This window comes from Nonomuraea sp. N2-4H, from assembly GCF_045291505.1.
GTDB lineage: Bacteria > Actinomycetota > Actinomycetes > Streptosporangiales > Streptosporangiaceae > Nonomuraea > Nonomuraea fastidiosa.
This window is the reverse complement of record NZ_CP147987.1, coordinates 1098569-1112465: the sequence shown is the minus strand read 5'-3', so window position 1 is coordinate 1112465 and position 13897 is coordinate 1098569. Positions and strand designations below refer to the sequence as shown.

14 protein-coding genes and 1 pseudogene are annotated in these 13897 nt (G+C 70.5%); 7 read left to right on the top strand and 8 right to left on the bottom strand.

From position 1 onward, the window contains the following. Positions 1-12 precede the first annotated feature (12 nt). Positions 13-564, top strand: a complete 552-nt coding sequence (locus tag WBK31_RS05110) for a TetR/AcrR family transcriptional regulator (protein ID WP_406674394.1) — start codon at positions 13-15, stop codon at positions 562-564. A 17-nt stretch (positions 565-581) separates the two neighbouring features. Here the strand turns inward: WBK31_RS05110 and WBK31_RS05105 are convergent, their stop codons facing one another. The 4 genes from WBK31_RS05105 to WBK31_RS05090 all read right to left on the bottom strand — a co-directional run bounded on the left by WBK31_RS05105 (position 582) and on the right by WBK31_RS05090 (position 4070). Next, positions 582-1409, bottom strand: a complete 828-nt coding sequence (locus WBK31_RS05105) for a hypothetical protein (protein ID WP_364067258.1) — start codon at positions 1407-1409, stop codon at positions 582-584. Positions 1410-1501: 92 nt separating this feature from the next. Next, positions 1502-1801, bottom strand: coding sequence for a DUF4193 domain-containing protein (locus WBK31_RS05100; protein WP_020542847.1), 300 nt, complete (start codon positions 1799-1801; stop codon positions 1502-1504). Between the two features lie 308 nt (positions 1802-2109). After that, positions 2110-3378 (bottom strand): sensor histidine kinase, encoded by a 1269-nt coding sequence (locus WBK31_RS05095; RefSeq protein ID WP_378784522.1) that lies wholly within the window; start codon positions 3376-3378, stop codon positions 2110-2112. Between the two features lie 38 nt (positions 3379-3416). Next, entirely contained in the window at positions 3417-4070 is a 654-nt protein-coding gene (locus WBK31_RS05090; RefSeq protein ID WP_364067254.1) for a response regulator transcription factor, read from the bottom strand. Positions 4071-4335: 265 nt separating this feature from the next. Here WBK31_RS05090 and WBK31_RS05085 point away from each other — a divergent pair, with 265 nt between their 5' ends. Then, the gene (locus WBK31_RS05085) at positions 4336-4500 is read left to right on the top strand and encodes a hypothetical protein (protein ID WP_364067252.1); all 165 of its coding nucleotides are present in this window, start codon (positions 4336-4338) and stop codon (positions 4498-4500) included. A gap of 59 nt (positions 4501-4559) precedes the next feature. Here WBK31_RS05085 and WBK31_RS05080 read toward each other — a convergent pair whose 3' ends face one another. Both WBK31_RS05080 and WBK31_RS05075 read right to left on the bottom strand, forming a co-directional pair. After that, complete coding sequence (locus tag WBK31_RS05080; RefSeq protein ID WP_364067250.1) at positions 4560-5348, bottom strand: inositol monophosphatase family protein; 789 nt, start codon at positions 5346-5348, stop codon at positions 4560-4562. Further along, positions 5348-7369: an alpha/beta fold hydrolase gene (locus tag WBK31_RS05075; RefSeq protein WP_406674393.1), complete on the bottom strand. Its 2022-nt coding sequence runs from the start codon at positions 7367-7369 to the stop codon at positions 5348-5350. The genes WBK31_RS05080 and WBK31_RS05075 overlap by 1 nt, the downstream gene beginning before the upstream one ends. Before the next feature lie 74 nt (positions 7370-7443). Between WBK31_RS05075 and WBK31_RS05070 the strand changes: the two are divergent. Together WBK31_RS05070 and WBK31_RS05065 are read left to right on the top strand one after the other, a co-directional pair. After that, a pseudogene (locus WBK31_RS05070) lies at positions 7444-7866 on the top strand (ferrochelatase); the annotation flags it as partial. 71 nt (positions 7867-7937) lie between these two features. Continuing rightward, positions 7938-8333, top strand: a complete 396-nt coding sequence (locus WBK31_RS05065) for a ferrochelatase (protein WP_406675449.1) — start codon at positions 7938-7940, stop codon at positions 8331-8333. A 15-nt stretch (positions 8334-8348) separates the two neighbouring features. On the opposite strand, the gene WBK31_RS05060 is transcribed toward WBK31_RS05065, so the two are convergent. Then, positions 8349-9548: a lytic murein transglycosylase gene (locus tag WBK31_RS05060; RefSeq protein ID WP_364067244.1), complete on the bottom strand. Its 1200-nt coding sequence runs from the start codon at positions 9546-9548 to the stop codon at positions 8349-8351. 114 nt (positions 9549-9662) lie between these two features. Between WBK31_RS05060 and WBK31_RS05055 the strand changes: the two genes are divergently transcribed. Genes WBK31_RS05055 through WBK31_RS05045 form a run of 3 tightly spaced genes read left to right on the top strand, consistent with a single transcriptional unit; the run spans position 9663 to position 13000 of the window. Beyond that, a complete protein-coding gene (locus tag WBK31_RS05055) occupies positions 9663-10844 on the top strand; it encodes an MFS transporter (protein ID WP_406674392.1) in 1182 nt (393 codons plus the stop codon). 54 nt (positions 10845-10898) lie between these two features. Next, positions 10899-11672, top strand: coding sequence for a polysaccharide deacetylase family protein (locus WBK31_RS05050; RefSeq protein WP_406674391.1), 774 nt, complete (start codon positions 10899-10901; stop codon positions 11670-11672). A 59-nt stretch (positions 11673-11731) separates the two neighbouring features. Further along, positions 11732-13000, top strand: coding sequence for a D-arabinono-1,4-lactone oxidase (locus WBK31_RS05045; RefSeq protein WP_406675448.1), 1269 nt, complete (start codon positions 11732-11734; stop codon positions 12998-13000). Between the two features lie 76 nt (positions 13001-13076). Here the strand turns inward: WBK31_RS05045 and WBK31_RS05040 are convergent, their stop codons facing one another. Beyond that, on the bottom strand, positions 13077-13841 hold the full coding sequence (locus tag WBK31_RS05040) for a hypothetical protein (protein ID WP_364067236.1): 765 nt from the start codon (positions 13839-13841) through the stop codon (positions 13077-13079). Positions 13842-13897 lie beyond the last annotated feature (56 nt).

Sequence of the window (13897 nt, the reverse complement as noted above, 5' to 3'; positions counted from 1 at the left end):
GATCCCGAGTCGGTGCTGTCGATCGCGGTCGGTGTCTTCAACGAGCGCGGCTACGACGGCACCAGCATGGAGGACCTCGCTAAGGCGCTCGGCGTGACCAAGTCGGCCATCTACTACCACGTGCCGGGCAAGGAGGAGCTGCTCGCCAGGGCATTGGACCGGGCGCTTGACGGGTTGTTCGCGATGGTGGCCGACGAGCGCGCCGCGTCGGGCTCGGCCGTCGACCGGCTTGAGTGGGTCGTCAGGCAGAGCGTGCGCATCCTCGTGGAGCGGCTGCCGTACGTGACGCTGCTGCTGCGGGTGCGCGGCAACAGCGGCACCGAGCAGGCGGCGCTGGAGCGGCGCAGGGAGTTCGACCGGTTCGTCAGCGGGCTGGTCGGCGAGGCGGTGGCGGAGGGCGCCATCAGGGCCGACGTCGATCCCGGCCTGGTGACGCGGCTGCTGTTCGGCACCGTCAACTCGATCACCGAGTGGTACCGGCCGGGGCGTGGCGCATCGGCGGACGATCTGGCCGACGCGCTGCTCAGCATGACCTTCGACGGTCTGCGGCCGCACCCGGCCTGACGGCCGGGAGGGCCCGGCTAGCCCTCCAGCTCGCCGCGCGCCCCGCCGCGCACCGGCTTCGGCGCGGGGGCCTCGGGCAGCGGGGCCTTGATGCGCAGATCGGCGCGGATGGCCTCGCCGAGCTTCTTCGTGGCCATGCGGTTGAGCGCCCCGCCGGCGATGGCGCCGGTCAGGAACGGCCCGAACGTGCTGAGATGGCGGCCGAGCGTGCGCATGAGGCGATTGCGCAGGGCCGTCTTGGTGGCCGCACCGAGCGCCAGGGAGACGGACGCGGGGGCGAGGGGGTCGATGCCGCGTTGCCTGGCCCAGGCGGCGGTGAAGGCGATGGCGCGCTGGGCGCCCGAGCCCTGGACGTGGACGCCGTAGACCTCGTGCAACTCGGCCAGCAGCTTGACCTCGATGGCCGCGACGACGATGGTCTCGGCGACGAGCTGCGCGGGGGCGGAGAGCAGGAGGGGCGGCGCGGCGAACTCGGCCGCGGCCAGTGCTCCGCCGATGGCGCCTACCGTCATCGTGGCCTTCTGGGCGGTGCGCACCAGGTCGTCGGCGAGCTCTTCGCCGGTCAGGCCGTGATGGTGCTCGGAAAGGGTGTGCAGGTCCCTGATCGGGATGCGCGGCGCGATGTTGAGGAAGACGTCCGCAAGCCAGCGGCCGCGGCCGGCGCCGGTCGCCCGTGCCCGCTTCGCTCCTTCGGACAGCCTCTGCGCAAGTCGGCCGAGCAGCCTGCGCCGCTCGGCCGGCTCGAGCTCACCCGGAGCGGTGAGCCTGCCGACGAGCTCGCCGACCTCGCGGTCGGGGCCGGCGACCTCATCGTCCGGTTGGCGGTCTTTCTCCGGTTCGGCCACGCGTTGCCTCCGTAACTGATGTCGCGATCGCTCGGGTTCGTGGGCTGTCGTGGTCCTCTGTCCCCTTACCCGGAGCTCGGTCGCTCCAGTGGTCAGGCGGCGCACTCCCGGCAGACCTGCTGGCCGTTCTTCTCGGAGGCCAGCTGGCTGCGGTGATGCACCAGGAAGCAGCGTGAGCAGGTGAACTCGTCCGCCTGGCGGGGGATCACCCGCAGGGAGAGCTCTTCGTTCGACAGGTCGGCACCGGGCAGTTCGAGCGACTCCGCCAGGTCGGTCTCATCGATGTCGATGCTGCCGGACGACTTGTCGGTGCGCCGCGCCTGAAGCTCCTGGAGGCTGTCTTCACCCAGGTCGTCGTCTGTCTTGCGCGGGCTGTCGTAGTCGGTAGCCATTGTGCTTACTCCATCCCCCTCATCTATATGTCTTCGCGCTCATCGCGCGTCTTCTAACGTCCGGGAAGCCCATCTTGTGCCCGTTCCGTCGGGGAGATTTCCCATCGGTACCCCGAGGAAACGGACGACGAACCTCCCAACACGTCAGGGCCTGCTGCCGTCGGCAATGGTTAGCCAAATATGGCGAAACCCACAGCCTTGGCGTCATGCACCACCGTGTTCGACGGCACATCCAACCACATGTGCGGCGAGAACGAGACGCCCCCTTGCGACAACACGCGGACGAACGCGCCAGGAACGCCTCCGCGTCAGCGCGCCGGTAGCCGAATGGTCACCACAAGCCCTCCGCCATCGCGCGGCACGGCGGAGACATTCCCGCCGTGGGCCTGCACGACCGCGCGCACGATGGACAACCCGAGACCGGCGCCCTTGGCCGAATCCACCCGATCCGCATGGAGCCTCCTGAACGGCTCGAACAGGCTGTTCACCTCGTACGCGGGGACGTGCTGCCCCGTGTTGGCCACCTGAACAACCAAGGCCCCGTCCACCATTCCCGTACGGATCCAGACTTTTCCGCTTTCGGGAATGTTGTACTTCACCGCGTTCTCGAGCAGGTTGCTCACCGACCGCTCCAGGAGCACGGGATCGCCCACGGTAGGCGCGCTGACCAGATCGGTGACCACGCTCACACCGTGTTCCTCGGCGAACGGCGTGACCTGTTCGACCGCCGACTGAGCGACCTCCTTGACGTCCAGCGGTTTGCGCACCGCGAGTTCGCGTTCGCTCCTGGCGAGCAGCAGCAGCCCCTCGATGAGCTTCTCGTTACGCGCGTTGACCTCAAGGAGGGTACGGCCGAGCGCTTTGAGATCCTCGGACGCCTGCGGATCGGAAAGCGCGATCTCCAGGACCGTCCTGTTGATGGTGAGCGGCGTGCGCAATTCGTGTGAGGCGTTGGCCACGAATCTTCGCTGGGTGTCGAAGGCGACGTTGAGCCGGGTCAGCATGGCGTCGAAGGTGTCGGCCAGCTCCTTCAGCTCGTCGTTGGGGCCTTCGAGCGCGATGCGCTGGTGGGCCAGCGTGCTCTCCGACAGCTTCCGCGCCGTCGCGGTCATCTGCGCGACGGGCTTCAGCGTGCGGTCGGCCACGAAGTAGCCGATGATGAGCGCGAGGATGCCCACGCCCGCCAGCGCCATGACGGAGCTGTACAGCAGCGCGTCGCGGGCCTTGTCGATGGCCATCTGCTGGAACTGCTGCCAGCGCTGCTGCAGCCGCGCGTCGGAGAAGGGGTCCAGCCCGAGGTCGATGGTCGGCCAGGCTTCACTGATGGCGTTGCCGATGATGGCGTACATCGACAGCAGCAGCGCCACGGCGGCGGCGAACACCAGGGCGCCATAGGTGAGGGTCAGGCGCCACCGGATGCTGACCTTGCCGGGAAGCTCCTTCACACGTTCCATGGTGGAGCGTTGGTGGAGCGCCTGCGCGGGCGGAGGGGGGCCGTCCCACACCGGCGGACCCGTCGGTGGCGGCGGCGTCTCCTGTACGCGCGTCGCCTTTCGCTCGGAATGCGGGCTGATCATGGGGTGCGTCGGACCCGCTTCACGCTCTGGCCTGTCCGTCACAACTTGTACCCAACCCCGGGTACGGTCTCGATCACCTGCGGCTCGCCCAGCTTTTTACGCAGCGTCATCATGGTCACCCGGACCACGTTCGTGAAGGGATCGATGTTCTCGTCCCATGCCTTGTCCAGCAGGTCCTCCTGGCTGACCACGGCGCCCTCGGCCCGCATCAGCTCTTCGAGCACCGCGAACTCCTTCTTGGTGAGCACGACCTCCCTGCCGTCGCGCTCCACCAGCCGCTTGCCGGGGTCGAGCCGGATGCCGGCGCGCTCAAGCACGGGCGGCAGCGCGGGGGCGGAGCGGCGGCCGAGCGCGCGCACCCTGGCCACCAGCTCGATGAACACGAACGGCTTGGCCAGGTAGTCGTCGGCGCCCAGGCCGAGGCCCTCCACCTTGTCGTCCACGTCGCCCGAAGCGGTCAGCATGAGAATGCGCGAGGCCGTGCGCTGCTCCACCAGCCTGCGGCACACCTCGTCACCGTGCACGACCGGCAGGTCGCGATCCAGCACGATCACGTCGTAGTCGATGTAGGAGGTACGCTCCAACGCCCCGCCGCCGTCGTAGGCGACGTCGACCGCCATGGCCTCGCGCCGCAACCCCGTCGCGATCGCGTCGGCCAGCACCTTCTCGTCCTCAACCACCAGCACGCGCACGCTCGGTACACCTCTCTCCCATTCCGGTCACTCATTCTGGCCACAGCTTCGATAAGCGCACGGTAAGGCATGTTCCGGCCGCTCCGGACCACGCCGAGGGGCGCCGCAGGGCCGCTGCGAGGCGGCCTTACGGAAGCTTGGTGAAATTCATGTTTCAGAAGGCGAGGACCTGGGGTATGCCAGCGGGACACCCATTGCCCGGGCATCAGCCCACGATGGCAATACTTCGCCCTTGCACGGAACGGACCCCCGGAGAGTAGGTGAGATGGGCGAGTTCACCACCACGATCGAACACCGCCTCGACCAGGCTTACAAGAACCTGCGGGAGGCCCGCAGCGCCGGCGACGACTACCTCGCCGACACCCTCACCGCCGAGATCGAGGACCTGCGGCGCCTGGCCGACGATCACGGCATCCCGCTGCCCCGTTAGCCGACGCGAAACGGCCGGAGCCGTGTGGCCCCGGCCGTTTGGCGCTCATCTCCCGCGGCTCAGGCGCCGCGCAGCGGGTCCAGCGACGCCAGCAGGTCGTGCAGCTCCTCGAACAGGCCGGGAGCGGCGCACAGCGCGAACTCCGGGCCGATCGGCCTGCCGTGCAGCCCGCCGATCCGGGCGCCCGACTCGGTCGCCACGAGAGCGGCGGCCGCGAAGTCCCACTTGTTGACGCCGCGCTCGTAGTAGCCGTCCAGCCGGCCCGCGGCCACCGAGCAGATGTCGATGGCGCACGAGCCGCCGCGCCGGATGTCGCGGACGCGCGGCAGCACCTTGGCCACCACCTCGCCCTGCACCTCGCGGCGGGCCTTGGCGTAGCCGAAGCCGGTGCCGATCAGCGCCTGCGGCAGCGGCACCCCGGTGTTGCAGTGCAGCCGCTCACCGCCGAGCCAGGCGCCCTCGCCGCGCGCGGCGGTGTAGACCTCGCCGCGCGCCGGCACGTTCACCACGCCGGCCACGACCTCGCCCGCCACCTCGACGGCGATCGACACCGCCCAGTCGGGCAGGCCGTACAGGAAGTTGACGGTGCCGTCGATCGGGTCGACGATCCAGCGCACGTCGGACTCGCCGGGCGCCTCCCCCTGCTCCTCGCCGAGGATGCGGTCGCCGGGCCGCGCGGCCGTGATGCGCTCGCGGATGAGCGCCTCCGACGCCTTGTCCAGGGCGGTGACCACGTCGGTGGGGCTTGACTTGGTCTCGATCTCGCGGGACATCGTGGGCCGCTTGGCGAGCAGCATCTCGCCGGCCTCGCGGGCGATCTCCTCGGCGAGCCTCAGGAAGTCCGTCATCAGGCCACCGACTCCGGTCGCTTCCACTCCTGGCCGAGCACGTGGTGGCCGAGGAAGGCGAGCACGGTCTCGTACCAGGCGACGATGTTGCCCGGCTTGAGAATCCAGTGGTTCTCGTCGGGGAAGTACAGGAACTTCGCGTCCACCTCGGTGCGGCAAAGGTCCCACCACAGCCGCAGCGCCTCGCCGATCGGCACCCGGTAGTCCTTGTCGCCGTGGATGACGAGCATCGGGGTGGTGATGCGGTCGAGCGAGTTGTGCGGCGACAGCAGCTGGTAGCGCTCGCCGCCGGGATCGCCGAACTCCCGCCGCCAGTACGTGGCGAAGTCGGTGGTGCCGGAGAACTGGTCGAGGTTCCACAGCGAGGCGTGGGTGACGATGGCCTTGTAGCGGTCGGTGTGACCGGCGAGCCAGTTGGCCATGTAGCCGCCGTACGAGCCGCCCATCGCGGCGGTGCGCTCGGCGTCGATGTCGTCCCTGGCGATGGCGGCGTCCACGATCGCGTCGAGGTCGGCCTGGGTGCGCGGGCCCCAGTTGCCCCAGCCCCTGTCGATCATCGCCTGGCCGTAGCCGGTGGACATGCAGGGGTCGGGCAGGAGGACGGCGTAGCCCTGCTGGGTGAGGATCCACGCCTGCCAGCGCCACTGCCAGTCGTTCCAGGAGCCGAGCGGGCCGCCGTGGATGAACACCACGAGCGGGGCCGGGTCGGCGGCGGAAGCGGACTCGGGCAGGGCGAGCCAGCCGCGGATGGTCGCGCCGTCGTCGGCGGTGGCGGTGACCTCGGTGAGCGTGCCGGGCACCTCGGGGCGCGGCGCGGGCGAGGGCAGGTCGGCGACCTCGCCGGTGGCGGCGTCGATCCTGGCCGGGCCTGGGGCGAGCGCGATGCCGCTGTGCAGGGCGTAGACGAAGCGCCCGTCGGGCGACGGGTTGACGTGCAGGTACGCGGCGTCGTCGCCGGTGAGCCTGGTGACCTCGCCGTCGAGCGGCACGCGGAAGACGGGGCGGCGGCCCTGGTGGTCGGCGACGAGGTAGACGGCCGACGAGTCGGGGGCCCAGGCGACGTCCATGGGGAACAGGTCGGGGGCGTACGCGCGGCCCTGCCCGGTGGTGAGGTCGGCGATCCACAGCTCGGAGCGCGCCGAGACGTCGTAGCCGGTCTTGCGGTCGCGGGTGCAGGCGACCTTGGTGCCGTCGGGCGAGACGGCGAGCGGGCCCTGGAAGTCGGCGTCGTCGTCGCTGAGCAGCACGCGGCGCTCGCCGGTGGCCACGTCGATGACCACCAGCTCCGTACGCGACTCGCCCTTGGGCAGGTAGAGCCGCCAGGTCGCGACGACGGAGGCGCCGTCGGGGGTCAGCTCGAAGTCGCCCTGGCGCAGCGCGTCGCCCGCGTCGGGGGTCAGGTCGCGGACGTCTTCGAGACGGTCGGCGCCGAGCCGGCCGGCGAACAGCCGGGGCCGGCCGGGGCCGAGGTCGTGGTCCCAGTAACGGACCGGGTACTTCTCGTGCAGGATGGCGCTGATCCCGGCGTCCTTGCGGGCCTTGCGCTTGCCGGCGTCGGCCGACTCCTCACCGTCGAGCACGTCGGAGACGAAGACGACCACGTCGCCCGCGGTGCGCACGGCGCTGATGCCGCCGGCCCTGCTCGCCACCTGACGGGCCTCGCCGCCGGCGCGGGGCAGCAGCCACAGGGCGGGCACCTCGTCGGTGGAGTCCTTCTCGGTGGGGTCGGGGCGGGCGGAGGTGAACAGCACGTCTCCGCCCGTGGTGAAGACGGCGGCCGACTCGCCCTTGGCCGACCGGGTCAGCCGGTACGGCTCTCCGTCCACGGGGATCGCCCAGAGCGCGGTGCCGAACGACTTGCCGTCGGGGTTCAGGGACTGGACGGTGGAGACCAGCCGCGACCCGTCGGGCGAGAGCTTGAGCGAGAGAACTCGGGGGATGGCCACATAGTCGCGTATGTCGTTGAATGCGCTCACCCGTCCGAACCTACCTCGCGGCAGGGACCGCCGACACACCCGCATAGTGTTGTCACGTGGGAATTTACGACGCCTTGCTGGTCCTGTCGTTCGGCGGCCCCGAGGGTCCCGACGACGTGATGCCGTTCCTGGAGAACGTCGTGCGCGGCCGCGGCGTGCCGCGCGAGCGCCTGCTCGAAGTGGCCGAGCACTACCAGAGCTTCGGCGGGGTCAGCCCGATCAACCAGCAGAACCGCGACCTGGTCGAGGCGCTGCGCCAGGTCGTGGACGTGCCGGTCTACTGGGGCAACCGCAACTGGCATCCGTTCGGCGAGGACACCGTGCGGCAGATGAAGGCCGACGGCGTGCGCAAGGCCGCGGTGTTCGCCACGTCGGCGTTCGCCGGCTATTCGAGCTGCCGCCAGTACTACGAGGACATCAAGCGGATCTCCATCGAGGGCGGCCCCGAGCTGGTCAAGATGCGCCACTACGGCGACCACCCCGGGTTCGTGGCGGCGATGGCCGACCACACCAGGGCCGCGCTCGAGCGGCTCGGCCGTGACGACGCCAGGCTGGTCTTCACCGCCCACAGCATCCCCGTCTCCATGGCCGAGACCGCCGGCCCGAAGGCGGCCTGTACGAGGCGCAGCTGCGCAGGAGCGCCGAGCTGGTCAACCAGGCACTGGGCCGCACCGAGCCGTGGGACCTGGTGTGGCAGTCACGCAGCGGCCCGCCGCAGGTGCCGTGGCTGGAGCCGGACGTCTGCGACTACCTGCGCAAGACCGACGCCCGCTCGGTGGTGCTGGTGCCGATCGGCTTCGTCTCCGACCACATGGAGGTCGTCTACGACCTCGACACCGAGGCCAGGCAGGTGGCCGCCGAGCTGGAGCTGCCCATGGAGCGGGCGGCGACGGCCGGCACGCACCCGCGCTTCGTCCAGATGGTGCGCGAGCTGATGGAGGAACCGGAGCCGGTGCCCTGCCCGCTGACCTGCTGCCCGCCGCCGCGCAGGCGTCCCCAGGCTTCCTGAGTCAGGCGTGGCGCGTCAGGCATACGCCTTGGCGTAGGCGTCGGCGATCGCCAGGACCTTGTTCACGTAGTCCCACGAGTGGTTGTAGAACCAGATCGCCTTGCGCAGCCGCTCGCCGCCCTGCCCCGCCTTGTTGGCGCACAGGTAGTCGGCGGCGGCGGGCACGGCGTCGTACGGGCTCCAGATGTCCTTCTTGCCGTCGCCGTCGCCGTCCACGCCGTAGTGCTTCCAGGTGGCGGGCATGAACTGCATCGGCCCGAGCGCGCCCGCGCTGGACGGCCCGTTGTTGCGTCCGTGCCCGCTCTCCACCTGGCCGATGGCGGCGAGCACTGTCCATGACAGGCCGGGGCAGCGGGTGGCGGCGGCCTTGTACAGCTCCAGGTAGCTGCGCGGGCGGCCGACGGTGACCTGCTGCTCGGCGGGCTGCCGCCGCTGCTGCTGTCGTTTGGGCGTACGGGCGGCGGCGTCGAGCAGGACGACCTGGCTGCCCTTGCCGAGCAGCTTCTTCACGCCCGCCTGGCTGATCTTGCCCTCCTTGCCGTGCAGCAGCACGGCCACGCCCTGGGCGAACCCCAGCGACCTGCCGAGGTCGGCGCTGATGATCCCGTCGACGCCGTGCAGGCCGAGGCTCGCCGAGGCGGCCACGCGCAGCCTGGGGCCGCCGTCCACCTGGTAGTAGGCGCCGAGGATCATGCCGTACTTCCTCATCGCCGCCGCGTCGGCCACCAGCTCGCCCCTGGTCAGCGCGCTCCACACGGCGGGCTGGTCGGCGACCGGCTGCGGGGTCCACGAGCGGAACTCGGCGGGGTTCACGGCCAGCAGGTTCAGCGGCGTGCCCGACACCTTGACGGCGCCGGCGTCCACCACGATCACCTTCTGCACGTGGGCCAGCTCGCCCAGCCGGAACCTGGTCTGCTTGGGCACGGTCCCGGCGGCGACGGCGAGCACCCGCGGCGGCGTCACGGTGACGCTGGGACCGCCCTCGCCGAAGTCCTTGACCGGCTCGGCGGTGGGCACCATCTGGTCGAGGCGGGGCGCCGGGGTCTGCGCCTGCTGCTGGGGGCGGGGCCTGCGCACGGGCTCCTGGGCGGTCCCCCGGGTGGTGCCGACCAGATCCTGATCCAGGACGATCACGACGCCCGCGGCCGCGGCGGTGACCACGAGCACGGCGGCGACCATGAGCATGACCGCACGGAAGCTGGGAAGACCGGACACTCGGGACACGTTAACTCACCCCGCCGCTAAATCACTTGCCATCCGGACATACGGTGCGCAATGGTTAGCCTGCACAAGTAAGGGGGAAACGGCGTGGTCGGGCCTTACCGGGGATTGTTCGAAAGGCCCGGGGTCAAAGCGTTCGTCCTGGCCGGGCTCATCGGCCGGATGCCGATGTCGATGCTCGGCATCGGCGTCATCCTGTTGATCTCCACGCTCACCCAGTCGTACGCCACGGCAGGCGCGGTCGCCGCCACGACCAATCTCGCCTTCGCCGTGGCCGCTCCCCTGTCCGGGCGGCTGGTCGACCGGTTCGGCCAGGGCCGGGTGATCCCGCCGTTCGCGGTGCTGAACGCGCTCGCGCTGTCCGCGCTCATGATCTTCGCCGGCTGGGGGCTGCCCGACTGGACCTACTACCTGTCCGGCCTGGTCGTGGGCGCCACGTCGCTGTCGATCGGCTCGATGGTGCGGGCCCGCTGGTCGGTCATCTACGGCGGTTCCGGGCGCCTGCACACCGCGTTCGCGTTCGAGTCGGTGGCCGACGAGGTGGTCTTCGTCACCGGGCCCGCGCTGGTCACGGTGCTCGCGACCGCCGTGAACCCGTACGCGGGGCTGATCGTGGCCATGCTGTGCATGCTGGGCGGCTGCCTGGCGCTGGCCGCGCAGCGCGGCACGCAGCCGCCCGTGCAGGAGCTCAAGTCGGGGTCGGGGACGCCGATCCTGATCCCCGGGGTGACCGTGCTGGCGGCCGTCGCGCTGGCGCTCGGCGCGATCTTCGGCTCGGTCGACCTGATCACGGTGGCCTTCGCCGAGGAGCACGGGGTCAAGGGCGTGGCGGGCTTCCTGCTGGCGGCGTTCGCCGGCGGTTCGATGGTGTCGGGGCTGTGGTTCGGCTCGCGCCGCTGGCGGATCTCGCTGCGGGCCCGGTTCGTCAGGGCGCTGGCGCTGTTCGCGATCGGCCTGGTGCCGATCATGTTCGTCGGCCATCCCTGGATCATGGCCGGCGCCCTCTTTCTGGCCGGTTTCGCCATCTCGCCCACGCTCATCACGTGCTTCTCGCTCACCGAGCGGCTGGTGCCGCAGTCGCTGCTCACCGAGGGCATGGCCTGGATCTCGACGGCCATCGGGTTCGGCGTGTCGGCGGGCTCGTGGGCGGGCGGGCGGCTCACCGAGGCGTACGGCGCCTCCGCCGCGTACGGCTTCTCCGTGGCCGCGGCCGTCGTGGCGGTGACCATCGGGATCGGTGGTTCGGGTTTGCTGAGAGTTCCCGGGGCCGCTTCACCCGCCGAGAGCTGATCCGCTACGGTCGGGAGATCCCTCGCAACACCCAACAATCTGGAAGCACTAGTCATGTCCCGACAATTGAGTTCACTTCTAGCAATCGCGGCTGTTTGCGTAACTCTCGCCCCGGCGCCGGCCATCGCCGAGGCGACCCCCGCCCCCGCCCAGGGAGCCAAGTCCACTGCCGCCAAGAAGACGGCGAAGGCGAAGAAGCCGGTCAACTGCTCCCAGGTCAAGTGCCTCGCGCTGACCTTCGACGACGGGCCCGGAAAGTACGCGGGCAAGCTGCTCGACACGCTGAAGAAGTACGACGCCAAGGCGACGTTCTTCCTTGAGGGCCAGTACGTGAAGGCCCGCCCGCAGTTCGTCAAGCGCATGGTCGCCGAGGGGCACGAGCTGGGCAACCACAGCTACAGCCACCCCGACTTCACCAAGAGCGACGGCGCGAAGATCCGCGACGAGATCAAGAAGACGCAGGACGCGGTGAAGAAGGCCGCGGGCGTCGAGCCCAAGCTGCTGCGCCCGCCGTACGGCCTCACCGACCTGCAGGTCTCGGACATCGCCACCGAGTTCGGCATGCCGATCATCCTGTGGACGGCCGGTTCGAAGGACTGGAGCTCCAAGAACGTCAAGGCCATCCAGAAGCAGACGCTGGCGGTCGCCGAGCAGAACGGCATCATCCTCATGCACGACTGGGTCAAGCAGACCGTCGACGGCATGCCGGCGCTCATCAAGACCCTGAAGAACAAGGGCTACCACCTGGTCACGGTCTCCGAGGTGATCAAGGACCAGAAGCTCGAGCCCGGTGACGCCTTCCCGCTTCCCGAGGGCTGGGAGCAGTGAGTATCGTTCGCGTCTGACCGGACGATTCTTCTGCTGGAGGGTGCTCGTGGCCTTCGTCAATTGGGCGCGCAACCAGACGGGCACCCCGGCGGAGACCCGCGTGCCAGGCCTCCGCGGAGGAGGTCGCCCGCGCCGTACGCGACGCCGCAGGCTCCGGCCGCCGCGTCCGCATGGTGGGAACGGGCCACTCCTTCACCGGGGTGGCCCTCACCGACGGCATCATGCTCCGCCCCGACGCGCTCACCGGCATCGAATCCGTCGCGGGCGACCGGGTGACCGTACGCGCCGGCACCCCCTTACGCGTGCTGAACGAACTGCTCGCCGAACGCGGCCTGGCCCTGGCCAACATGGGCGACATCGCCGAGCAGACGGTGGCGGGAGCCGTACAGACCGGCACCCATGGCACGGGACGCGACAGCGGCGGGCTCGCCGACCAGATCGCCGAGCTGGAGATGGTGCTCGCCGACGGCACGCTCACCACCGTCTCCCCCGGCGACGACCTCTTCGACGCCGCCCGCGTCGGCCTCGGCGCGCTCGGCGTACTCACCAGCGTCACCTTCCGCGTCGAACCGGCCTTCCTGCTGCACAACCGGCGGCGCAAGCTCGCGCTCAGCGACATGCTCGGCTCGCTCGACGAGCTGACCTCGGAAAACGAGCACCTCGACTTCTTCTGGCTGCCGCACACCGACGCCTGCCTGGTCAAGACCAACAACCGCAGCCCTGGCCCGCCCAGGCCGCCCGGCGCGTTCCGCCGCTGGCTGGACAACGTCTTCCTGGAGAACACCCTCTTCGGCGCCGCCTGCGCGCTCGGCGCCCGGCTGCCCGGCCTCATCCCCCGCATCAACGCCGTCAGCGCGGCGGCGCTCGGCGACTCCTCGTCGGTGGACGCCTCGTACAAGCAGTTCACGGCGCGGCGCGACGTGCGCTTCCTGGAGATGGAGTACGCCATCCCGCGCGAGCGGCTGGCCCAGGCGCTGCGCGAACTCCGCGACCTGATCGAGCGGATGGACTGGAAGATCGGCTTCCCGGTGGAGGTGCGGGTGACGCCGCCCAGCGACGCGTGGCTGTCCACCGCGTACGGGCGCCCGACCGCGTACGTCGCCTGCCACGTCTACCGGCCGACCCCCAACCCCGCCTACTTCGCGGGCGTCGAGGAGATCATGACCCGGCTCGACGGGCGGCCGCACTGGGGCAAGCTGCACACGCGGGACGCCGCGTACCTGGCGGGGGCGTACCCGAAGTTCGCCGACTTCGTGGCGCTGCGCGACCGCCTGGACCCCGACCGGCTCTTCACCAACGCCTACCTGGACACCGTCCTCGGCCCCTAGCCGCGGCCTTTGTGACGCGTATCCGAGGGGCGACTCTCAGAGGGAGGACGGTCGCGTTCCGGCGTCCCGAGCCGGATCAGGAGAGCGGCTGCGCGCGGTCCTGACCGGCCGGTTCGTCCTCCTGCCCCTGCGGGGACGACGGCGCGGCCGGGTCCTGCGGCTCCTCGGCCCCCGGCGGGCGCCCGCCGTCGCGGGACGGCGTGCTCGGCGCTTCCGACGGGTGCACCGCGCCGGACTCGCTCCCGGACGGAGCCGGCTTGGGAGTCGGCCTGACGCTCGGCTTCGTGGACGGCTGCTCCTTCGTGCCGTCCGGCGTGGGCGTGGCGGACGGCGTCGGGGCCGGGGCGTGCCCGGGCGTGCGCGTGGTGACGTACGCGGGCGGCGAGTACCCGGTGTCCCGGTGCCGCTGCTCACGGCGCGGCTCCTGGCGTGCCTGCTGGGCCTGGGCAGGCTTCTTGCCGGTGACCTGCTCGTGCACCGTCCGGTGGGTGAGCGCCTGGTAGACGAGGATGCCGCCCATGCTCACCCCGAACACGACCGACGCCGCGGCCGCCACCTTCACCCACGGCAGCCTGCGACGGGCGCGCGGCTCCTCGGCGTCCTCGCGTTCCTTGCCCTCCTTGGCGGCCTGCGTGCGCTGCTTGACCCGCTCCCCCGTGCGCTTGAGGTAGTGGGTGTAGATCGCCGTGGCCACCGTGCTCGACACGCTCACGACAGCGGCCCCGATCACCGTGCCTGCCACACCGAGGTACGACGCGGCCACGGCGGCCGTCACCGCCGCCAGGGCGCTGCCGAGGATCTGCGGCAGGCTCAGCTCGAACTTCGGCCGCTCGCCGCTCATCCCCCGGATCAGTCCTCTCTCGCCATGCGTCAGGTAAAGAGCTGTCTCGTGAATAG

Coding starts and splice junctions, on each gene's coding strand:
- WBK31_RS05095 (WP_378784522.1), bottom strand. CDS start 3,378: ATGATCAGCCCGCATTCCGAGCGAAAGGCGACGCGCGTACAGGAGACG.
- WBK31_RS05050 (WP_406674391.1), top strand. CDS start 10,899: ATGTCCCGACAATTGAGTTCACTTCTAGCAATCGCGGCTGTTTGCGTA.
- WBK31_RS05085 (WP_364067252.1), top strand. CDS start 4,336: ATGGGCGAGTTCACCACCACGATCGAACACCGCCTCGACCAGGCTTAC.
- WBK31_RS05080 (WP_364067250.1), bottom strand. CDS start 5,348: ATGACGGACTTCCTGAGGCTCGCCGAGGAGATCGCCCGCGAGGCCGGC.
- WBK31_RS05040 (WP_364067236.1), bottom strand. CDS start 13,841: ATGAGCGGCGAGCGGCCGAAGTTCGAGCTGAGCCTGCCGCAGATCCTC.
- WBK31_RS05075 (WP_406674393.1), bottom strand. CDS start 7,369: ATGCGGGTGTGTCGGCGGTCCCTGCCGCGAGGTAGGTTCGGACGGGTG.
- WBK31_RS05100 (WP_020542847.1), bottom strand. CDS start 1,801: ATGGCTACCGACTACGACAGCCCGCGCAAGACAGACGACGACCTGGGT.